General features: G+C 34.6%; 16 protein-coding genes and 1 riboswitch (1 of these 17 only partly in view). Of the genes, 1 reads left to right on the plus strand and 15 read right to left on the minus strand.

Going from position 1 to position 23,861, the window contains the following annotated elements:
* The 12 genes from JRC48_RS09385 to JRC48_RS09440 all read right to left on the minus strand — a co-directional run.
* Positions 1-942, minus strand: partial view of a phosphoenolpyruvate carboxykinase gene (locus JRC48_RS09385; RefSeq protein ID WP_235069302.1) — the 5' portion only. The gene continues 783 nt to the left of window position 1, outside the view; 942 of the gene's 1,725 nt are visible here — the first part of the coding sequence; its start codon is at positions 940-942; its stop codon lies beyond the left edge, outside the window.
* A 23-nt stretch (positions 943-965) separates the two neighbouring features.
* Positions 966-2,057 (minus strand): alanine--glyoxylate aminotransferase family protein, encoded by a 1,092-nt coding sequence (locus JRC48_RS09390; protein WP_235069303.1) that lies wholly within the window; start codon positions 2,055-2,057, stop codon positions 966-968.
* A gap of 130 nt (positions 2,058-2,187) precedes the next feature.
* On the minus strand, positions 2,188-3,441 hold the full coding sequence (gene purD / locus JRC48_RS09395) for a phosphoribosylamine--glycine ligase (RefSeq protein WP_235069304.1): 1,254 nt from the start codon (positions 3,439-3,441) through the stop codon (positions 2,188-2,190).
* Positions 3,442-3,467: 26 nt separating this feature from the next.
* Positions 3,468-5,000, minus strand: a complete 1,533-nt coding sequence (purH, locus tag JRC48_RS09400) for a bifunctional phosphoribosylaminoimidazolecarboxamide formyltransferase/IMP cyclohydrolase (protein WP_235069305.1) — start codon at positions 4,998-5,000, stop codon at positions 3,468-3,470.
* 14 nt (positions 5,001-5,014) lie between these two features.
* Positions 5,015-5,575, minus strand: a complete 561-nt coding sequence (gene purN, locus JRC48_RS09405) for a phosphoribosylglycinamide formyltransferase (RefSeq protein WP_235069306.1) — start codon at positions 5,573-5,575, stop codon at positions 5,015-5,017.
* Positions 5,572-6,597, minus strand: coding sequence for a phosphoribosylformylglycinamidine cyclo-ligase (gene purM, locus JRC48_RS09410; RefSeq protein ID WP_235069307.1), 1,026 nt, complete (start codon positions 6,595-6,597; stop codon positions 5,572-5,574). The genes purN and purM overlap by 4 nt, the downstream gene beginning before the upstream one ends.
* Before the next feature lie 14 nt (positions 6,598-6,611).
* Positions 6,612-8,042, minus strand: a complete 1,431-nt coding sequence (gene purF / locus JRC48_RS09415) for an amidophosphoribosyltransferase (protein ID WP_235069308.1) — start codon at positions 8,040-8,042, stop codon at positions 6,612-6,614.
* A gap of 10 nt (positions 8,043-8,052) precedes the next feature.
* The gene (gene purC / locus JRC48_RS09420; protein WP_235069309.1) at positions 8,053-8,763 is read right to left on the minus strand and encodes a phosphoribosylaminoimidazolesuccinocarboxamide synthase; all 711 of its coding nucleotides are present in this window, start codon (positions 8,761-8,763) and stop codon (positions 8,053-8,055) included.
* Positions 8,764-9,029: 266 nt separating this feature from the next.
* Entirely contained in the window at positions 9,030-12,737 is a 3,708-nt protein-coding gene (locus JRC48_RS09425; protein ID WP_235069310.1) for a phosphoribosylformylglycinamidine synthase, read from the minus strand.
* A 15-nt stretch (positions 12,738-12,752) separates the two neighbouring features.
* A complete protein-coding gene (purK, locus tag JRC48_RS09430; protein WP_235069311.1) occupies positions 12,753-13,883 on the minus strand; it encodes a 5-(carboxyamino)imidazole ribonucleotide synthase in 1,131 nt (376 codons plus the stop codon).
* Positions 13,876-14,340 carry a 5-(carboxyamino)imidazole ribonucleotide mutase gene (gene purE, locus JRC48_RS09435; RefSeq protein WP_235071046.1) on the minus strand — a complete coding sequence of 155 codons (465 nt, stop codon included), beginning with the start codon at positions 14,338-14,340 and terminating at the stop codon, positions 13,876-13,878. Before purE ends, purK begins: the two co-directional genes overlap by 8 nt.
* A gap of 268 nt (positions 14,341-14,608) precedes the next feature.
* Positions 14,609-16,270, minus strand: coding sequence for a formate--tetrahydrofolate ligase (locus tag JRC48_RS09440; RefSeq protein WP_235069312.1), 1,662 nt, complete (start codon positions 16,268-16,270; stop codon positions 14,609-14,611).
* Between the two features lie 239 nt (positions 16,271-16,509).
* Positions 16,510-16,610, minus strand: a riboswitch (purine riboswitch).
* Positions 16,611-17,244: 634 nt separating this feature from the next.
* Between JRC48_RS09440 and guaB the strand changes: the two genes are divergently transcribed.
* Entirely contained in the window at positions 17,245-18,720 is a 1,476-nt protein-coding gene (gene guaB, locus JRC48_RS09445) for an IMP dehydrogenase (RefSeq protein ID WP_235069313.1), read from the plus strand.
* A 221-nt stretch (positions 18,721-18,941) separates the two neighbouring features.
* On the opposite strand, the gene JRC48_RS09450 is transcribed toward guaB, so the two are convergent.
* Genes JRC48_RS09450 through pth form a run of 3 tightly spaced genes read right to left on the minus strand, consistent with a single transcriptional unit; the run spans position 18,942 to position 23,657 of the window.
* Positions 18,942-19,481, minus strand: coding sequence for a stage V sporulation T C-terminal domain-containing protein (locus JRC48_RS09450; protein WP_235069314.1), 540 nt, complete (start codon positions 19,479-19,481; stop codon positions 18,942-18,944).
* A gap of 58 nt (positions 19,482-19,539) precedes the next feature.
* Positions 19,540-23,070 (minus strand): transcription-repair coupling factor, encoded by a 3,531-nt coding sequence (gene mfd / locus JRC48_RS09455; RefSeq protein WP_235069315.1) that lies wholly within the window; start codon positions 23,068-23,070, stop codon positions 19,540-19,542.
* Between the two features lie 26 nt (positions 23,071-23,096).
* Positions 23,097-23,657: an aminoacyl-tRNA hydrolase gene (gene pth / locus JRC48_RS09460; RefSeq protein ID WP_235069316.1), complete on the minus strand. Its 561-nt coding sequence runs from the start codon at positions 23,655-23,657 to the stop codon at positions 23,097-23,099.
* Positions 23,658-23,861: the final 204 nt, after the last annotated feature.

The raw sequence follows: 23,861 nt of genomic DNA on the forward strand, positions 1-23,861 counted from the left end.
ACTGTATGAGGCATAACCAATCATAATATCATGTTCTTTATCTTGATAAAAAACAGCTCGATCTTCTTTATCTTTATTTCCAAAAACATAAATTAAATCTGGTTTTTTATTTTTACATTCTTCTAAGTCTGCTAATTCAAATAAGTTACACATCGTAACGCCTTGTGCCATAAAGTCACGATGGAAATATACATACGCTAACGCTGTTCCTACTTTTGCGGCGTAAACAAACCAGTTATTTGGGTCTAGATACAGTCCATCTAATGGATTTTCAAACACTTCTTCAAAAATTCCGTCTCGTTTTGTTCGTTTTGGATAAGTAATAAACGGTGGCATGAGAACAATGGATTCAATGAAGGCTGGATAACGTAACCCCATGTACTGCATTGGAATGTCCCATTTGATTTCATTTAGAACTAGACCGGCATTCGCCCCTACGATTAACTGACGATAAACATTTTGATGATGACCTAATAGTCGTTCTTCAATCGTACGATATACTCTTAACACTAAATTAGTAAATGAGTTGTTAGCCTCAATAAATTTAATTTTTTGAATCCCTGTTCCTTCTTCACTATTGTAAATGACACTGTATCGTTCTAAGCGACGCCAATAATCATAAAGTTCTTCAATGAGTTCAATTAATGCATCTTTGTGCTGTAACAAAACAATAAATGAACGATTCATTTGCATCACTTCATCTAGCTCTAATACTAATAACAACTTAAATAATGAAATTAATTCAGTAGCAATTTGATCTTCACCACATACATAAACTAATTGTTCATAAATTGGTGATTCTTTTTTCTTTAATTTTTTTAAAAAACGAGTTAGCACTCGCTCAAATCCTTGACTATTTAATAACTCATCTTCTGTATTACAATAATGAGCAGAAAAGTTAATAACAGCCGTGTTACGCTCTAATTCAAACTGTGGTTTCATTATGTTAGCCCCCTATCTTTCGTTTACTTTTTGCACTCTGGAAGAACTTCCTGAATGTACTCTATAAGTAAATCGATTTCCTTATTTGTAATTTCTCCAATAATCCCGATGCGTAGCATCTTTCCAGCATACTGGTTCATACCACCCGCTACTGTGAAGTTATATCGTTCATCGATGAGTGCTGTTAATTTACTTCCATCAATCTCGTCTGGAACAATCACAGGCACTAGTACATTTCCGCGAATGGATTCGTCCTCAATGAACAACGTAAATCCTAAATCTTTAAATTTTTCCTCTGCATATTTGCGAATAAATTGTTTATCCTCAATAACCTTTGTTAATCCCTTATTAAGTAACTGTTTTAATGCCACCTGTAAAGCAAGAACAATCGAAATAGCCGGTGTAAATGGTTGTTCTGATTTATTATTAAAATAGTTAAGATATTTACGATAGTCCCAATAGTATTTTGGAATGTTTGAATGTTCTAATGCTACTTTTGCTTTATCACTTAAAGCAACAAAACTAAGTCCTGGTGGTAATAAAAATCCTTTTTGACTACTTGCAACGGCACAATCAACGCCCCATTCATCAAAATGAAAGTCTTGAACAACCATACCACTAATACAATCAGCGATTAATAAGCGATCGGTCTGTTTGGTTAAACGACCTAGTGGTTCTAGATGATTGACAACACCTGTCGCAGTTTCATGATAAGTCACAAAAATTCCTTTAATTGATGGGTAGTCTTCTAACATCTTTTCAATCTCTTTAATGTTATAAGTGTTCCCCCACTCATAACTTAACTCATGTACTTTAAGTCCATAAACTTTGCAAATTTCAATAAATCTTTCTCCAAACCAACCTGTGTTAATGACTAAGACTTCATCATTAGTTGAGAACAAGTTAACAACGGTTGATTCCATTGATCCAGTTCCTGATGATGTTAAGATAAGTACATCATTTTTCGTATCAAAAATACATTTTAAATCTTCATTCACTTCTTTTAGTAGTTTATGATAATCTGCCATTCTGTGATGAATTAAATCTTGTCCAAGCACATGTCTAATTTCTTCAGGGACATTTGTAGGACCAGGTGTAAATAAAACCTTATTCATATGTTTCACCCACTTCTTAAAAATAATATTACCTATTATATAACATACCCGTTTTTCCTTAATTTGTCATTCTTTTATTTATTTTTATAGCATAAAAGGAGATAGACGACTATCTCCTTTTATCATCTTCTTAAAGACTTAAAGCCTTCTTAGCAATATCTGTTCGATAAAATAAGTCCTCGCACTCAATCTTTTGAATTTCTTTATATACTTTTTGACGCGCAGCTTCTAATGTCTCTCCCGCTCCAACAACAAATAAGACGCGTCCACCATTTAATGTGATTTTTCCGTCTACTAATTTCGTTCCCATGTGACAAATATCCACACCTTCTAATGTCTCAAGTCCTTTAATAACCGTTCCTTTAACATATGAACCCGGATATCCTTTAGCAGCCAAAACAACACCTACAGTTGCTTGATTCGACCAAACGCAGTCAATATCTTTTCCATCAAGTAAAGATAACATAATATCTGTTAACTCCGTTTCCAAACGTGGTAATAATACCTCTGTCTCAGGATCTCCAAAACGTGCGTTAAATTCAATGACTTTAATTCCATTCGCTGTTTTCATTAATCCTGCATATAAAATTCCTGTAAACGGAATTCCTTCTTTAATCATCGCCTTTGTCATAGGTTCAATAACGGTTTGAATAGCTTCTTCATAATCCGTATCTAAAATTAATGGATGTGGACTATGATTTCCCATTCCTCCTGTATTTAACCCTTCATCGTTATCATAAGCTCGTTTATAATCGCGTGCAATTGGCATAGCTTTATAGATGTCATTTGAAACAAAGGCCATGAGTGAAAATTCTTCACCAACTAAAAATTCCTCAATCACTACTTTTGAAGAGGCTTCATCAAACTTGCGATCTAACAACATTTCTTTTACTGTTTGATTCGCTTCTTCTAATGTTTGACAAATAACAACTCCTTTTCCAGCAGCTAATCCATCCGCTTTAATCACGATCGGCATCGATTGAGTTTTTAGATAATCTAAAGCGGGTTGCAATTCAGTAAATTCACCATATGCTGCGGTTGGAATATCGTACTTTGACATCATATACTTAGCAAATGCTTTACTTCCCTCAATAAGTGCAGCTTCTTTAGTCGGTCCAAACACACGTAACCCTAACTCATTAAATTCATTAACCACTCCAGCCATTAGTGCCATTTCAGGCCCGACAATCGTGAGATCAATTTGATTTTCTTGTGCGAAGTGAGCTAATGCCTTTACATCTGTTTCTTCAATAGGAACTAATGTTGCTTCAACCATCCCATCATTTCCTGGAGCACAAAAAATTTGAGTAACCTTTGTGTCACGAGCTAATTTTTTAACCACTGCATGTTCGCGTCCACCGCGTCCAATAACTAAAACTTTCATTTTTTTCTCCTCTATTTTCACATCAATTAGTGTTTAAAGTGACGAACTTTCGTAAAGACCATCGCAATTCCATGTTTATTACATGCGTCAATTGAGTCTTGATCTTTAATTGATCCACCTGGTTGAATAATCGCTTTAACCCCATATTTTGCTGCTAATTCAACTGTATCTGACATCGGAAAAAAGGCATCTGATGCTAAATAAGAACCTTCTACTAACGTACCTGCTTGTTCTAAAGCAATTTTCGCTGCTCCAACGCGATTCATTTGCCCAGCTCCAACACCGATAGTCATATTATCTTTAACTAATGTAATGGCGTTTGATTTAACGTGCTTACAAACTTTAAATCCAAATAATAATTGCTCTAAATCTTCTTCTGTTGGTTTAACGTCTGTTACACACTCTAAGTCTTCTTTTTTGACTTGAACGATATCTAAATCTTGAACAAGTAATCCACCTTTAACTGATACTAATTTTTCCCCTGGTTGAAGACGTTCTGTCATATCAGTTGTTAGTAAGCGAATGTTTTTCTTTTGTTTTAAAATTTCTAACGCTTCTGGTGTAAAGCTTGGTGCAATGACAATTTCTAAAAAGATTTTATGAAGTTCTTCAGCTAACTCTTTTGATACTTCGCGATTTAAAGCAACAATTCCACCAAAAATAGACTTTTTATCTGCTTCATAAGCTTTAGCATAAGCTTCTTCAATAGTTGAACCTAATCCTACTCCACATGGATTCATATGCTTAACTGCAACTGCTGCTGAACCTTCAAATTCAGATAAGATTTCTAATGCGGCGTTAGCATCAGCGATATTATTGTAAGATAATTCTTTTCCATGCAATTGTTCACTTGCAACGACACTATAAGAAGGTTGTTTTAATGTTTGATAAAATGCTGCTTTTTGATGTGGATTTTCCCCATAGCGTAATGTTTGTTTTAAGTCATAAGTAACGGTTAATTTTTCTTTAACTTCGATTTGATTTATTTCATTAAAATAGTTCGCGATCATGGCATCATATGAAGCAGTATGATTAAAAACTTTTCCTGCTAACATTTGGCGTGTTTTTAATGTCGTGTTCCCGTGTTCACGAATTTCAGAAATAACTACATCATAATCATTCGCATCAACAACTACTGTAACATCGTTAAAGTTTTTCGCTGCTGAACGTAACATTGATGGACCACCAATATCAATGTTTTCAATTTTATCTTCATGAGTGGCTTCAGGATTTTGAATCGTTTTAGCAAATGGATATAAGTTAACACAAACTAAATCAATATACTGAATGTTATTTTGAGCTACTTGTTCTTGATGATGAACATCATCTCGTTTAGCTAATAAACCACCATGTACCATTGGGTGTAATGTTTTAACACGTCCCTCTAATATTTCTGGAAAATGAGTGACTTCATCAATCGCAATAACTTCCATTCCCGCTTCTTCTAATGTTTTTTTAGTTCCTCCTGTTGAAATGATTTCATACCCTAATTCAACTAAGTTTTGAACAAATGATACTAAATTCGTCTTATCTGATACACTCACTAATGCACGTTTCATCTCTCATACTCCTCCTAAGCTTTTAAAAGCTTTGCTATCACTTGCGGATATAACTCATGTTCTAATGCGTGAATACGCGTTTCAATTTCTTCTTTTGTTTCATTTTCTGTTCGTTTAAAACAAGCTTGATCGATAATTTTTCCCGTATCAATTCCTGCATCAACATAGTGAACCGTTACTCCCATCACTTTCACGCCATACTTTAAGGCATCGCCAATTCCATCACGACCTGGAAAAGCAGGTAATAATGCTGGATGGATATTGATAATCTTCCCTTCGTAAGCTTCTAATAACGTCTCACCAATCAAACGCATGTATCCAGCTAATACAATTAAATCTGGATGGATTATCTCTAACTGTTTACAAATTTCTTTTTCAAAGTCAGCTTTCGTTTCATAGCTTTTTGGATTAAAAGTGAATGTGGGAATACTTAAATGTTTAGCACGTTCTAAACAATAAGCGCCCGGTTGATCACAAACTAACAAAGCGACTTCACATTCTTTTTGATGTAGCTTCTCAACAATCGTTTGAAAGTTGCTTCCACTTCCTGATGCAAAAACAACTATTTTTTTCATACTAGTTGAACTCCTTCACCATCTGTTACTTCTCCGATGATATGTGGTTGTTCCCCAGCTTGAGTTAAGATGTTCATTGCTTTTTCCACATCTTCTTTAGAAACGATAATTGCCATCCCAATCCCCATATTGAAGATGTTATACATTTCACGTTCATCTAAATTTCCTAATTCTTTTAAATAGTTAAAGATAGGTGGCATTGGATAGGAATGCTTATTAATTTTCACACCATGTCCGGCTGGTAAAGTACGAGGAATATTTTCATCAAATCCTCCACCTGTGATATGAGCCATTCCATGAACGTCCACTTCTTTTAATAAAGCTAAAATAGGTTTAACATAAATTTTAGTTGGTGCAAGTACAGCCTCTCCAACAGTCATTCCTAATGATTCTTCATATGTATTTAAATCAATATGGTTGTCTTTAAATAAAATTTTACGAACTAAAGAATATCCATTTGAGTGAATTCCGCTTGACGATAGTCCAATAATAACATCACCCGCTGTTACTTTTTCTCCTGTAATCAGCTGATCTTTTTCTACGACACCAACTGCAAATCCAGCTAAATCATAATGATCAACTTCATACATATCCGGCATTTCTGCTGTTTCTCCACCAATTAAAGCGGCACCTGCTTGCTCACAACCATCTGCCACCCCTTTAACAATGGCTTCAATTTTAGCGGGGTCATTTTTTCCAACAGCCACATAGTCAAGAAAATATAAAGGCTCTGCCCCTTGAACAACAATATCGTTTACACACATAGCAACACAGTCGATTCCAATCGTGTCATGGTGATCCGCTTTAATTGCCACCATTAACTTCGTTCCAACACCATCTGTTCCTGAAACTAATAATGGTTGTTTGTAATTTAATGCTGATAAGTCAAACATTGCTCCAAAAGAACCAATCCCAGAGAAAATCCCTTTTCGATGCGTTTTTGCCACGTGTTTTTTTATACGATTAACTGATTCGTATCCCGCTTCTAAGCTAACGCCAGATTGTTCATATGCTTTACTCATATCTTTTACACCCCTTATTTAACCTCTTTGTTTGCACACGTCACATCTTCATATAAATAGGTTGGGTAATCCCCATTAAAACAAGCCACACATTGTCCACAATTCTTTCCGAGTTTTAAACTGCGTCCAATTCCTTGAGTTAATCCCTCAACCGAAATGAAGGCTAACGAATCTGCCCCAATCACTTCGCGAATTTGTTCTGTTGTATGAGTTGCCGCAATCAGTTCATCATACGTTGAAAAATCTACTCCATAAAAACATGGAAATTTAATTTCTGGTGACGCAATACGGACATGCACTTCTTTAGCGCCAGCTTCGCGTAACATATCGACCATGCGACGAGAAGTTGTTCCGCGTACAATTGAATCATCAATTAAGACCACACGTTTATCTTTAACAATTGATCGAACAGCCGAAAGCTTCATCTTTACTCCTTGCTCGCGTAAAGATTGTGAAGGCTGAATAAATGTTCGTCCAATATACTTATTCTTAACCATTCCGATTTCAAATGAAATATTGGCTTCTTCCGCATATCCAATTGCAGCACTTAATCCTGAATCAGGAACACCTACCACAATGTCTGCCTCAACAGGTGCTTCTTTAGCCAAAACACGACCACAGTTTTTACGTGCTTGATGAACATTAATCCCCTCAATGTCACTATCAGGACGTGCAAAATACACATATTCCATGCTACACATACTTTGATCACATGTTGTTGCATAGCGTTCAGAAGTCATCCCCTCTAAATCAATACGAATGACTTCTCCAGGTTTAACATCACGAATGTATTCGGCTCCAATCACATCAAAAGCACATGTTTCAGAGGCAACGACAAGTCCATTTTCACCAATACGACCAATTGATAACGGACGTAATCCTAATTTATCTAAAGCAATATACATCTCATTTTCTTTTAATAATAAGAAGGCAAAGGCTCCTTCGATATATAATAACGACTCTTTTAAAGCTGTCATCATATCCCCACGTTGTCTTTTTAATAAATGAGCTAAAATTTCTGAATCTGAAGTAGTTTGAAAGATACTGCCTTCATTTTCTAAATAAACTTTTAACTGATTAGCATTAACTAAATTTCCGTTATGGCATAATCCAAGTGGTCCAGACTGAGAACGGAATAAGAACGGTTGAACGTTCATAATTCCGCCTCCTCCTGCTGTTGAATAGCGAACATGACCAATTGAGTGGATTCCTTTTAATCGATCAATATCCTGTTGAGTAAAGACATTACGAACAAGTCCCTCTCCTTTATGTTGATGAAGCTGTTTTCCATCACTCGTAACAATTCCAGCTCCTTCTTGACCACGATGTTGAAGTGCATGAAGTCCATAATACGTAAGTTCGGCTGCATTTTCATGATTAAAGACTCCAAAAACGCCGCATTCTTCATTCATTTTATTTTCAAAAAATAAATCTAACCCTGACATATTCCCCACCTTAACGACTGACGCGATTTAAAATTTCAAGATAAGCTTCTTCTACATTTCCAAGATCACGACGGAAACGATCTTTATCTAACTTTTCATTTGTCTCTTTATCCCATAAGCGGCATGTATCCGGTGAAATTTCATCTGCTAAAACGATGGTTCCATCTTCTGTACGTCCAAATTCAATTTTAAAATCAACTAAGCGAATACCTTGTGCATCGAAGAATTCAATTAATGCTTGATTGATTTCTAATGTCATTTCTTTAATTTTTGCTAGTTCTTCATAAGTAGCTAAACCTAATGCAACGGCGTGATCATCGTTAATTAACGGATCTCCGTAAGCATCATTTTTATAACATAATTCATAAACCACATTACTTGGTACTGTTCCCTCTTCAATTCCTAAACGTTTTGCCATGCTTCCTGCAATAATGTTACGCACGATGACTTCTAAAGGTACAATTTCAACTTTATGACATAATTGATCACGATCATTTAATTTTTCAATAAAGTGAGTTTTTACTCCACGTTTTTCTAACATTTCAAAAATAATCGTTGTAATCGCATTATTTAAAATCCCTTTATTCGTAATGCTTGATTTTTTTACTCCATTAAATGCCGTTGCATCATCTTTGTAGTGAATAATAACTTTTGCTTCATCCGTTGTTTTGAAAATTTGTTTTGCTTTTCCCTCGTATAACATTACTCTTGCTTGATTCATGGCTATGCCCTCCATTTTTCCCATATATAATATAGAAAGAAAAGTTAGATTATTTTATCTCCCCTATTCTTTCTTCTCTCCTCTTACTTCACTTACGTTAAGCGAGGTTCTTTAACCAAGAACCTCTGCTTGATTTAAACTTTTACAATCTAGTTTCATCAAGTATCTTCCCTATAAAGTTACTAACTGGCTTTGCCTTTTCTTTAAGTCACATCCAGTTATCATAACTTTTACGTGAAGATAATCGCTTGACTCAACCTTTTATATTATTTGAAATATTTAACTCCGCTTTGGAAGATCAGTTGATCGTAATCTCCCGGTACATTTTTGAAAATTTGTGATCCCATGCGTTCAGAGTGCCCCATCTTACCTAAAATTCTTCCATCCGGACTCGTGATCCCCTCAACAGCAGCAATTGATCCATTTGGATTGTAAATTCCATTCATTGTTGGTTTACCATTTAAGTCAACATACTGTGTAGCAATTTGACCCTTTTCAATTAATTGTTTAATCATCGCATCATTTGCTACAAATTTTCCTTCTCCGTGTGAAATCGCAACATTGTGGATATCTCCTACCTTCACGCCTGATAACCATGGTGATTTAGTTGAAGCAATACGAGTACGAACAATTTTTGACATGTGACGATTAATATCATTTTTCGTTAGAGTCGGTGAATCTTCTGTGACCATTCCAAATTTTCCATACGGTAACAATCCAGATTTGATTAATGCTTGGAATCCATTACAAATTCCTAAAATTAATCCATCACGCTCTAGTAATCCTTCGATACTTTCACGAATTTGTTCATTCATTAAAACAGAAGTAATAAATTTTCCTGAACCGTCTGGTTCATCACCTGCACTAAATCCTCCCGAAAGCATTAAAATTTGCGATTCATTAATGTGCTTCACCATACGCTCAATCGAAGCTTCGATATCGTTGTGATTTTGATTACAGAAGACATCAATGATTGAATGAGCTCCTGCCTGTTCAAAAGCACGTGCTGTATCATATTCACAATTCGTTCCTGGGAATACTGGTAAGAAGACTTGTGGAGTTGCTGCAAGTGATGATGTTTTAATCATTGTGTTTTCATATTTAATTTCTGGAACTTTTACTTCTTCAGTAGCTGAAGCAACTGGATATAATGATTCAAATGTTCCTTGCCATGCAGCTAAGCTCTCTTCGATCGTAATCGCTTCTTGATTAATGACGATTAATGGTTCAGATGTTGTTTTTCCAAGTAAGTGTGCGTGTTCAAATAATAATGGACGATCAGATTCAACAATCATTGAACCTAATTCTAAGTCGAATAAATCATAACCTGTTTTAATATTAGCCCCTATTTTATTTCCAAATGACATTTTAGCAATCGCCTCAGCAATTCCCCCTTGCTTGATTGTAAAGGCCGATTTAATATGTCCGATTGTTACCATGTCATAAATAAAGTTAAAGTTTTCTTTTAACTGTTCAATGTTTGGCATTAAATCTTTGGTTGGTTCATGTTTAATTAAGTAAATATAATTCTCTGGTGATTTAAACTCTGGTGATAAGACTTTGGTTGCTTTTTCAATTTGGACTGCAAATGAAATTAATGTTGGTGGAACATGTAAGTCTTCAAATGAACCACTCATACTATCTTTCCCACCAATCGCTGGTAAACCAAATCCTTTTTGTACATAGATAGACCCAAGTAATGCTGCAAATGGTTGTCCCCAGTTTTTAGGGTCTTTTCCTAAACGGCGGAAATATTCCTGGAATGAAAAACGAATGCCTTGCCATTTACCACCGAGTGCTACGATTTTAGCCATTGATTCAACAACGGCATAAGCTGCTCCGTGAAATGGCGACCAAGATGTTAAATCTGGATTATATCCGTAAGTTAACATACTTACTGTGTTTGTCACTCCATGACGAAGTGGAATTTTATGAACTGACCCTTCTGTTTCAGTTAATTGATATTTTCCTCCGTATGGCATTAAAACAGTTGTTCCTCCGATAGTTGAATCAAACATTTCAACCATTCCTTGTTGTGAGGCAACGTTTGGTTGTTTTAAGTTATTTAAAAATCTTTCTTTAATTGATTTTCCTTCTATTTTACTCGTAAATGGATGATCGTCTAAATCAGTTGGCACGATAATATCTGTTGATTGTCGTGCTCCGTTTGTATCTAAAAAATCACGTGATAAGTCAACGATGGCACGTCCGTTCCAGTTCATGACTAATCGATTCGTATCTGTTACTTCTGCCACAACTGTTGCTTCTAAGTTTTCTTCGTGAGCAAATGTAATTAAAGCATCCACATCTTCTTTCGCAACTAAAACAGCCATACGTTCTTGTGATTCAGAAACAGCAAGTTCTGTTCCATTTAATCCACTATATTTAACGGGTACAGCATTTAAATCAATGTTTAAACCATCTGCTAATTCACCAATGGCAACACAAACACCACCAGCTCCAAAGTCATTACATTTTTTGATTAAACGCGTTACTTCTCCGTTACGGAATAAGCGTTGAATCTTACGTTCAGTCGGTGCATTTCCTTTTTGGACTTCTGATGACGCTGTTTGAATGGATGTTTCAGTATGAGCCTTCGATGATCCAGTAGCTCCTCCAATTCCATCACGCCCTGTCCGTCCACCTAATAAAATAATGATATCTCCTGCTACTGGTTTTTCACGGCGAACATCACTTGCTTTCACAGCACCAACAACAGCACCAACTTCCATGTGTTTAGCTTTATATCCATCATGATAGATTTCACGAACAAATGTAGTTGGTAATCCAATTTGATTTCCGTATGAGCTATTTCCGTCCGCAGAACGTTTAGAAATAATTTTTTGTGGAAGTTTTCCCTCCATTGTGTCTTCTACTGATTCTAAGACATTTGCTCCTCCACTAATTCGCATCGCTTGGTAAACATAAGAACGTCCTGATAGTGGGTCACGAATAGCTCCACCAATACATGTAGATGCTCCACCAAATGGTTCAATTTCTGTTGGGTGATTATGTGTTTCATTTTTAAACATTAATAACCACGGTTCAATTTCTCCATCAACATCGACATCAATATAAATACTACATGCATTAATTTCATCTGAAACTTCTAAATCATTTAAAGATCCTAACTTACGTTGTTCCTTCATCGCAATCGTTGCCATATCCATTAATGTCATCGGTTTACGATGATTATGAACGCGTTCACGCATCGTGCAATACTCTTCAAATGTTTGTTGTAAAATATCATGGAAACGTCCACTTTCAATTGTGACATTTTTAATTAACGTTTCAAAAGTTGTATGACGACAATGATCTGACCAATAAGTATCAAGAACTTTTAATTCCGTTTCTGTTGGATTACGACGTTCATCCTTACGGAAATAAGTTTGAATCATCTTAATATCATCAAGAGTCATTGCCATTTGATGTTCATTTAAAAAGTTAGTTAATTTTTCATCGTTGTAATCAATGAATCCTTCGTACGTTTTAACTTCTTGAATTTCAACACTTTCATCTAATCCTAGCGGTGCTTGTAAATCTTTTTCACGCATTTCAATCGGATTGATGTAATATTGTTTAATTTTTTCAAGTTCTTCGTTTGAATTGATTCCTTCTAACACAATAACTTTTCCACTCTTAACACGAACTTCGTCATTTCCTGTTAAAAGTTGAACACACTGAATCGCAGAGTCGGCACGTTGATCGTATTGACCTGGTAAAAACTCAACAGCAAAGTATGTTTTATCTTGTAAATCTAGTGACATACTCACTTGATCAGTGACTGTTTCTGATAAAACATTCTGTTTTGCTGTTTCAAGCTCTTGCTCATTGACGTTGAAAATATCATAAACATTAATCGTACGAACGTTAGTTAATGATAAGTGTAAATTTTCATTTAAATCATGGCGTAAGCTTTTTGCTTCTGTTGCATACATCTCCTTTTTTTCTACAAAAACACGATACTGACTCATTCTCATCCTCATCCTTTACTTTGGAAAATTAATTAAAAACTGATTAACTGTTTCTTCTAATTTTTCTTCGCTCTCATTCATGAATGTGATATGACCTACTTTTCGATTAACTCGCATCTCCTCTTTCCCATAAAGATGAAGTTTAGCATCTGAAAATTCAGGTTGGATCCATGAATTCAACGTATATTCGACATGTTGCCCTAATAGATTGACCATTATTGTCGGTTGAATTAGTTTAGGTTCAATTAATGGCAATCCACAAATTGCTCGAATATGTTGTTCAAATTGAGAGACATTACATCCATCAATCGTATAATGTCCTGAGTTATGTGGTCGTGGTGCTAATTCATTGATAATCAGATCATTCTCAATAACAAATATTTCAATGGCTAGCGTTCCAATAAAATCTAACTTTTCAATCAATGTTGCAGCAATTATTTCTGCTTTTTTAATTAAATGCGGTTCGATTTTAGCAGGAACGATACTTAAATGTAGAATATGATTGTGATGAACATTTTCAACAACTGGAAATGTTTCAACTTGTTTATTAGTTCCCCTTGTAACAATCACTGAAATTTCTTTTGTAAATGGTACAAATCCTTCTAAAATACAGGTTTGATTTTCTACAACGGACTGAACATGTTGTAAATCTAATTCCGATTTTAATGTCCACTGGCCTTTTCCGTCATATCCACCCGTGACTGTTTTTAAAATACTTGGATATCCGATTTTTTTTACTGCTTCTTTGAGTTGTGAAAAATTATTTACTTTTTCAAACGGGGCAGTTTTAAATCCACAGTTATTAATCGCTGTTTTTTCAATATAACGATGTTGTGTTAAAGCGAGTGGTCGATGTCCTTGCGGGATATAACCAACTGATTCACATGCTTGAATCACATCACTATTAATATTTTCAAACTCATAAGTTACTACATCGCTAATAGATAATAACTGATGTAAAGCGGCTTGATCATCATAAGGCGCATTGATTTCAGCATCAGCTATTTGTGCAAGTGGGCTTAAAGTAGCAGGTTCTAATACTGCTACTTTATATCCCATCTGCTTCGCTGATATTGCCATCATACGTCCTAGTTGTCCACCACCTATAATCCCAATCGTTGAAGGAGGTAAAATAACACTAGTCATTTAAATCACTATCCCTTACAACCATCTCCATCATGGTTTGACGATACTTTTCTAACTTACTTGCAATACTTTCATATGAGGTACTTAACATGGAAGCCGCTAATAATCCTGCATTTTTAGCCCCAGCTTTACCAATGGCAACTGTCGCTACTGGAATTCCACCAGGCATTTGAACAATCGATAATAATGAATCCATCCCTTTTAATGTTCTTGATTCAACAGGAACACCAATCACAGGTAAAGTCGTTTTAGCAGCTACCATTCCAGGTAAGTGAGCAGCACCTCCTGCTCCTGCCACAATAATCTTAAGTCCACGTTCACGAGCCAGTTCAGCATATTCAAACATTTGATCAGGTGTGCGGTGAGCTGAAACCACTCTAGCTTCGTATGAGATTTGTAATTCATCTAAAATTGCCATTGTTTCTTTCATCGTTTCTAAATCAGATTTACTGCCCATAATAATCCCAACTAATGGTGTATCTGAGATTTCATAAATTCTCTCCAAAATAAGACCCTCCCTAATATGTTGAAATAAATAAGTCTTTTATTACCAAAATGATTAATCCTCTGACAATTTGATTGTTTTATAGTTATCTCATAACTTCGATAAAAGAGTCCCCCAACTATCAAAATGATAAAAACCACTCTAAATTAATCAATTTTTCTTTTCTATAATATATAGGTTTAATTCATTCTAAGATCAGACTTAGCTCAATTCATCATTTTTAAAATAATCCGATGCACTCACCTTCTGGTGTTATATCCATTTTCAACGCTGCTGGTTGCTTCGGAAGTCCTGGCATCGTTAAGACACTTCCTGTTAAGCAAACGATAAATCCTGCTCCAGCTGAGATTCGAATTTCACGAATCGTGATGTTAAAATCTGTTGGTCGACCTAATACTTTTGGATCATCACTTAATGAAACTGGTGTTTTTGCCATACATACTAAAAAGTTTTCATATCCTAACGATTTAATTTTATCCAGCTGTGATTGAGCTTCTTCCGTATAGACAACACCATTTGCACCATAGACTTTTTTAGCAATAGTTAAAATTTTATCTTCTAACGAATCTTCGCGATTGTATAAATGAGTAAATGTTTGATTATTTTGATCCACTAATTCAACCACACGTTCAGCTAGTTCTTTTGCACCTGCACCACCGTTTAACCAAACATTTGCGATTTCACATGGATGATTATTTTCTTCACACCATGATTTTAAGAAATCTAACTCTGCTTCTGTATCATGAGTGAATTGGTTAACGGCAACAACATAAGGTAAATTAAACTGTTGAATTGAATCAATGTGTTTCGCTAGGTTTTCTACTCCTTTTGATAAAGCTTCGACATTTTCTTCTTTTAAGTTTTCATATTCTACGCCACCATGCATCTTTAACGCACGAATAGTTGCTACAATAACGACACAATCTGGTGTTAAATGACCTTCACGACATTTAATATTTAAGAATTTTTCTGCTCCTAAATCTGCTCCAAAACCAGCCTCTGTAATCACATATTCGCCTAGTTTTAAAGCTGTTTTTGTACCAATAATTGAATTACATCCATGTGCAATATTAGCAAACGGTCCTCCGTGAACAATAGCTGGTGTATGTTCGCACGTTTGAACTAAATTTGGTTTAAGTGCATCTTTCAATAACATCGTGATTGCACCTTGAATGTTTAAGTCTTTAACAAAAACCGGTTGATCTTCTTGAGTGTAAGCCACAATAATATTTCCAATACGTTCTTTTAAATCTTCAAGACTTGTCGCTAAACAAAGAACAGCCATGATTTCAGAAGCAACAGTAATGTTAAATCCATCTTTTCGTTCAATTCCGTTTACATGTGATCCTTGACCAATCGTAATCTCACGTAAGGTACGATCATTTAAATCTAAACAACGTTTAAACACAATTTTTGTTGGATCAATGTGACATTCGTTTCCTTGGTAGATATGGTTATCAACTAAAGCACAAATGGCATTATTCGCTGTGGTAATGGCATGAATATCTCCAGTGAAGTGTAAATTTAAATCTTCCATTGGTAAGACTTGAGAGTAACCTCCACCAGCTGCGCCTCCTTTAAGCCCCATGACTGGTCCAAGTGAGGGTTCACGTAAAGCAATCACTGATTTTTTTCCAATATGATAAAATCCTTGCCCAAGACCAACCGTCATCGTTGTTTTTCCTTCACCCGCTTTAGTTGGGCTAATGGCAGTGACTAAAATTAATTTTCCATCTTTATTCTCACGATTCATGACGTTTAAGTCGATTTTTGCTTTATATTTACCGTAGCATTCAATATCATCACTAATGTTTAATTCCTCTGCAATTGTTGTAATTGGCTTTAACTCAATTTCTTTAGCAATTTGTAAGTCATTTTTCATGATAATCGCTCTCCTTTTTATTTATGATCGGCTTACTATTCTGTAGTCTTTTCAGAATCCTTAAGCTAAATACTCCTTTACCATCATATAACGTCTAAAGGTTAAATAAAAGGCACCTTTAGGACATTAACTAAAGGTGCCAAAATAATTTGTAAAGTTATGGAAATAATATTCTCTAAACGACTGTTAGCTTAAATATGATCTCTAATTAACCTTGAGAATTTCCATTGAACTTAACTTATTATATGTGCAACCTTCATAGTCCCTATGTTTACGGCAAGGGGTAGAAACTTTCGAACCATATTATCGATGATATATGAATGTTGTATGTAATTTCATCTATTGCGAAAAAATAAAAAAACATATGTGTTAGTGCACGCACTTAACCCATACGTTTAGCCTTTTCACAAAATTCATTAAATTTCAGACATAAAAATGACGCAAACTGCTTCTTCTTTTGTTGAATCTTCATTTGCTTCATTTTATAGTCTCCTCCAAATTTAACGATATAATTACAAAATATTTACAATTGCATTATAAACTAATCAAATTTAAATATCAATATAATTTAGCGATTTTGAAAACTTTATTTTGAAAATTATAGTTACAATTTTAATCTATGTAGTGAATTATTAAAATATAATCTATACTTTTAAAAATATGTTTTGTTTTTTAGTCTGACCTCTGGCGACTAAAAAATCAGAACTCAGTTGGTGTATTAAGCCTTAATATTCTTTAGTTTTTTCATGATCTTCTTATTTATTTGTCATCAATATTTACACTTAAACCACTGATTGAAGTTTTACAAAATTTGAATTTTATTATCTAATATTGGAATTCATTATATTATTTTATGTTGCAACGAATGAGGAGTTATGCTATCATGTTTACAATTAAAAACAGGCAAATTTAACTTTTTTAAGTTTGTTGCCTTGAGGACATAAAATATAACTATAACTAGAGGAGGACTCCACATGAGTTTATTAAACGGTAAGGTTGTGTCTACGGGATTAACATTCGATGATGTTTTATTAATTCCACAACGCAGTGAAGTATTACCCAAAGATGTCAGCTTAAAAACAAAATTAACACGTAACATCGAGTTAAACGTTCCAATCATCTCTTCTGCAATGGATACAGTTACTGAATCACGCTTAGCTATTGCACTTGCACATCAAGGTGGGGTCGGATTTATCCACAAGAATATGTCAATTGAGGAACAAGCTGAAGAAGTTCGTCGCGTTAAATTATATCAAAATGGGATGATTTCAGATCCAGTTACACTATCTGGAGATATTACAATTGCTGAAGCTAATGATAAATGTAAACACTACAAAGTATCAGGTTTCCCTGTTGTTGATGAAAATGGTGTCTTAACTGGTATTATTACTAATCGTGATATGAAATATCGTGTGGATCAAAGTGTAAAAGTACGCGACGTAATGACTGGACGTGATAAATTAATCACAGCTCCCGTTGGAATTACATTAGATGAAGCAAAAGAAATTCTAATGCATCATCGTATTGAAAAACTTCCTATCATTAACGAAGAAGGAACTTTATGCGGATTAGTTACAATTAAAGATATTGATAAAACGATGTCATATCCAAACAGCTGTAAAGATGAACAAGGACGTTTACGTTGTGGAGCTGCTGTTGGAATTGGTGCAGACACATTAGATCGCGTAAAAGCTTTAGTAGAAGCGGGAGTTGATGTGATTACAGTTGACTCTGCACACGGACACTCTTTAGGTGTTATTCATACAGTTCGACAAATTAAAGAAACATTCCCAGAGCTACAAGTTATTGGTGGAAATATTGTTACAGCAGAAGCGGCAAAAGATTTAATCGAAGCGGGTGCTGACGCCGTTAAAGTAGGAATTGGTCCAGGATCAATTTGTACAACACGTGTCGTAGCAGGAGTTGGTGTTCCACAAATTACAGCTGTAAATGATGTCTATGAATATTGTAAAACTGTTGGTGTTCCAGTGATTGCTGACGGTGGTTTAAAATTAAGTGGAGATTTCGTTAAAGCAATTGCGGCTGGTGCTGACTGTGCAATGTTCGGAGGATTATTCGCAGGATGTGAAGAAGCACCAGGCGAGGAGATTTTATATAACGGACGTCGTTACAAAACATATGTTGGAATGGGTTCTTTAGCTGCCATGAAACGTGGATCAAGTGACCGTTATTTCCAAGGAAAACAACAAGAAGCTAAAAAATTAGTTCCTGAAGGAATTGAAGCTCGTGTTCCTTACAAAGGAAAATTAGAAGATGTTGTCTATCAATTATGTGGTGGTTTACGTGCAGGAATGGGATACTGTGGAACAGCGACAATCGAAGAGTTAAAGACAAATGGTAAATTTGTTCGCATTACAAACGCTGGTCTTCGTGAATCACATCCTCATGATGTTGAAATTACTCAAGAAGCTCCTAACTATCAAAAATAAAACAAAAAAGTGTAACAGACGTTACACTTTTTTGTTTTTTCAGAAATTCATTCTGTGGATAACCTCAAACCATATAGTTCATCGCAAAAAGATTAAAGCTCTTAGAGTTTAACGTTACATACTCTTTTAAAAATAGATTATTGTAATATTGTTGCTTTAAACATAAATCATAAAAAAGATACTTAGTTTTGATGGTAACTAAGTATCTTTTTTATTTAAACTTATCCTTCTAAGTATTTACCTAAGAATGATGTAGCAATTTTAGCACTATTAACGTCTAATTCATTAACTAATTCATCTTCTTCTGTTCCTACTACGATCACTGCACCTAAGCTATCTCCATTTGAAATGATTGGAATCATTACAAATGAACGCTCAGTTGTCTCACCGTCAACAATCTCTAAAACTTCTTTACCTTCAGCGATTTTTGATGTACGGCTTTCAATCATATCACTTAATGGACGACTGACACGACGATTTAGGTATTGTTTTTTAATATCCCCAGAAGCTGCAATAATATCTTCACGGTCTACAATTAAAATTCCTTTTTTAGTAGAAACTTGCATAGCATCAGCATATTGTTGAGCAAATGCAGAAATATCAGCGATTGGTGAGTATTTTTTTAATACAACCTCTCCTGATTGATTAACGAAAATTTCTAAAGAATCCCCTTCGCGAATACGCATCGTTCTACGAATTTCTTTTGGGATTACAACACGACCTAAGTCGTCAATACGACGAACAACTCCAGTAGCTTTCATCTTTCTCAAAACCTCACTTTCAAATTATCTAATATTAGTTTTTATTTTTTTTAATAAATTATACCTTTTTTACATCTTTTTTGAATCTTTCAAAATTTTTAAATAACTCTAATGCATACTCGAACCACTGTAATCTTTTAACAACTGGCAAATCAAAAATAATATTTATACAATTATCTTTATACGCTAGACGAATCATAGAACCTATTTTATGAACAGCTTCAAATAATTTCTGTCCATCAATATCTTGTGTAATATCTTCCTTTAATATGAATTCTATCGAATTGTTAGTCGATTTTGTTTTTTGTATGTATGATTCCGTAATATTTTTTAAAAAGGTCAGATCAATTAAATATTTAACATCGTCTGGAAAGTCTCCAAAACGATCAATTAATTCATCAATAATGTCATTATATTCTTCATCATTAGTTACTTTTTTAATCTTTTGATAAATTTCAATTTTAGTTGATTCATCACTGATATAAAAATCAGGTATGTACGCGTCAACCTTCGTTGGAAAGTCAAATTCTAACTTTGGTAATTCAAACGAAGCGACTTCAAAATCGCTACCTTCTCTCGCGTGAACGACTGCTTCACTTAACAATTGCGTATATAGATCAAGTCCAACTGTATCTATAAATCCGTATTGTTGTGCCCCTAACATATCTCCCGCTCCACGTATTGCTAAATCGCGCATGGCAATTTTAAATCCTGAACCAAGTTCTGTGAATTCTTTTATTGTCTGTAACCTTTTTTCAGCATTTTCAGTCAACACTTTATTTCGAGGATACATACAATAAGCGTACGCAATACGATCACTTCGTCCAACACGACCTCTTAGCTGGTAAAGCTGTGATAGCCCGAGTCGATATGAATCAGAGATAATTAAGGTGTTCGCATTTGGTATATCAATCCCTGTTTCAATAATGGTTGTACAAACTAAGACATTAAATTTCTTTTCTTCAAAATCAGCCATCGTTTGTTCAAGCTGTTCTTTACTCATTTGTCCATGTGCATATTCAACAACTGCATCTGGAACTAACTTTTGAATCTTTGCTGCTCTTTTCTCTATATCTGATACCCTATTGTATAAATAGAACACTTGTCCATCCCTAGCTAATTCACGTTCAATTGCATCACGAATTACTCCATCATGTTCCTCAAGCACATAAGTCTGTACTGGATAGCGGTTCATCGGTGGAGTTTCAATCAGTGATAAACTTCGAATACCAATCATCGACATTTGTAATGTTCTTGGAATTGGTGTTGCAGTAAGCGTTAAGACGTCAACTTCAGTTTTAAACTCTTTGATTTTCTCTTTATGTTCAACTCCGAAGCGTTGTTCTTCATCGATAATCAAAATTCCTAAATCATTAAAGACTACATCTTTCGATAAAATTCGATGCGTTCCGACAACGATATTTATTTTACCATTTTTTATATTTGTTAGCAATTCCTGTTGTTCTTTTATTGACACATAACGATTAAGTAATCCAATTTTTACATCAAAATCCTTAAAACGTGCCACAAATGACTCATAATGTTGCTTAGAAAGAATGGTTGTTGGCGCTAAGTAAGCCACTTGTTTTCCATCTTGAACTGCTTTAAAAGCTGCACGCATAGCGACTTCTGTCTTTCCATACCCGACATCTCCAATTAGTAAACGATCCATTGGATGTGGTTGTTCCATATCTGCTTTAATTTCAGCAACTGCTTTCAATTGATCTTCTGTTTCAACATAAGGAAAGGCATTTTCAAAAGCTTGTTGAGCGATAGTATCTTTAGAAAAAGCGTAACCTGGAAGATGTTCACGTTTGGCATAAATTTTGATTAGCTTATCTGCAATGTCTTTAACCGTTTTCTTAACTTTAGCTTTTGTTTTTTCCCATTCAGATGTTCCTAGTTTATGAATTTTGGGTGTTGCGCCTTCTGATCCTACATACTTTTGAACCATCTCAATTTTATCAATAGGAACATATAACTTATCTCCACCACGATAAGCAATCATAATAAAATCTTTAAGGGCGCCATTTGTTTCTAATGTCTCAATTCCAATGTATTGTCCAATTCCGTGTTGGACATGAACAACATAATCTCCAATTTTAAGCTCATTATAGTCTTTAATTTTTTTACCTTCTTTAAAGTTACTTTTATATGATGTTGGTTTTTTACGTTTTGTATGAATTTCATAATCCGTATAAACAACGATGCGTGGATCAAGTAATTCAAATCCTAAAGGTAATCTTTCATAAATAAGATGAATAGACCCTTCTCGAACTTCTTCAACTGAAGTTGGAAACACAACAGTAATTCCTAGTTCCTCTAAATAATTAGCTAAGTTATTACGCGCTTCCATGCTTGATACAGCAACAAATACGGTGGTGTTATTTTCTTTTAACCGCTTACACTCTTTAGCGAAAAACTCAAGCTGACCATGAAACTCACTAACACTTTTAGTCATTAATTTAATATGCTCGGTTAGTTCTATATCTTTTAATGAACTGGTATGCTCTAACAAAAATAATTGTCGAGAAGCACTTATCTCTGTAATAGGACGATATAAATTTAAGTCAACAATTGTCTTTCCGCTTTCAATTGCACTTTCCTGCCAACTCAATGCGTCCTCATTCATATGTTCTTGATTTTCTAAAATACGATTATAATCTATATAAATAACGAGTGGATCATCCAAATATGATAACAGTGTGTTTGGCTCATCATATAAGAGCGAGATGTACTTATGCATAATCTCTAAGTCTTGATGATTTTTAATTTTTTCGATATCTTGATAGATTTTAGCGTAAAGCTCTTCTCGAGTTTCATCATCTAATAAATGAACTGTTCGAGATAAACGCTCCTTAATTCTTTTTTCAAATAGATTAACTTGCTCCTCTGAATACACCAACTCAAATGTAGGAGAGATTATAAATGAATCAACCTTATTAATGGAACGTTGGGTATCCGGTGAAAAGTATCGAATCGTATCAATTTCATCGTCGAAAAATTCAATTCGTAATGGATTTTCTTCTGTCATCGGAAAAATATCTAAAATTCCCCCACGAACACTAAATTCGCCCATTTGCTCTACCATTCGAACTGATTGATACCCTAACTCAACTAACTTTCGTTTTAATTCTTCGAGTTCATAAATACTGCCAACTTCAATTTTAATATCTGCCTGTTTGAAAATTTCTTTTGGTGTTAAAAATCTTGTAGCACCGGCAACATGTGTAATAACGATTTGATTTGGATTATTAATAATTGATGTCAGTGTACTCATTCGCTCTGTTCGTAATTCCGAACTAGATGCTAACATTTCAGCCGTAATAAATTCATCCATCGGAAAAAGACGAATGAACTGATCGTCCATCAAATCAATTAATTGATCATATAATCGTTGAGCATGATATAAATTTTGCATCATAATGATGATTGGTCTTTGTTGATTTTCAAACATCATTTGAAATAGTGGGGCATAAAAAGATGTTCTAACCCCACTTAATAAAACATTTTGATTTTCCTTCATTAATGCTGTCATCAAAGTTTGAAGCTGTTCAGACTTTGAAATATACTTATTCATTACGTTCATTCAAACACCCGCCTTCTAACATCAACCTATTTACTATATTCTGTCATTACTTTATTAAAAGATTCAGTCAGTGCCATTTCACATGCTTTAACTGATAAATCAATCGCTTGATTAACAAGTGCTAACTCCTCTTCTGTAAACTTTCCTAACACGTAATCAACAACTGGAATTTTTGGATGTCGATCAATTCCAACACGAATACGTTTAAATTCTTGAGTTTTAACATGTGAGATTAATGATTTAATTCCATTATGGCCTCCCGCACTTCCTTTTAAACGCATGCGAATTTTTCCGTGTGGTAAATCTAAGTCGTCATAAATAACCACTAAATCGTCAATATCAACATCATAAAAATCCATCACTGCACGTACAGATTCTCCAGATAAGTTCATGAAAGTCGTTGGCTTAAGTAAGATTACTTTTTCACCTTTAACAACACCACGTCCAATTTCTCCTTTAAACTTCTTTTCCTCAGATAATTCAATATTCCAAGCTTTACTAAGCTTATCAATCACCATAAATCCTGCATTATGGCGTGTTCTTTCATATTTTGAACCTGGATTTCCAAGACCTACAAACAATTTCATAAAAATTCACCTCATTTAGTGTTTAAATAACATCTTTTATTTTACAGTAAACATATATGTTTTACCAATATTTCTTCTATTTACAAATTCTAAGAGAGTTGATCTTTAATCATTGAACTCTAATAAAAATAGTATTAAAAAGTTAGTAATTATCCGTTAAAAAATTGTATCCCTTCGTTTGAGTTCATCACTTAATAATAAAAA

The organism is Turicibacter sp. TJ11, from assembly GCF_021497505.1.
In the GTDB taxonomy this organism is placed as follows: Bacteria; Bacillota_I; Bacilli_A; order MOL361; family Turicibacteraceae; genus Turicibacter.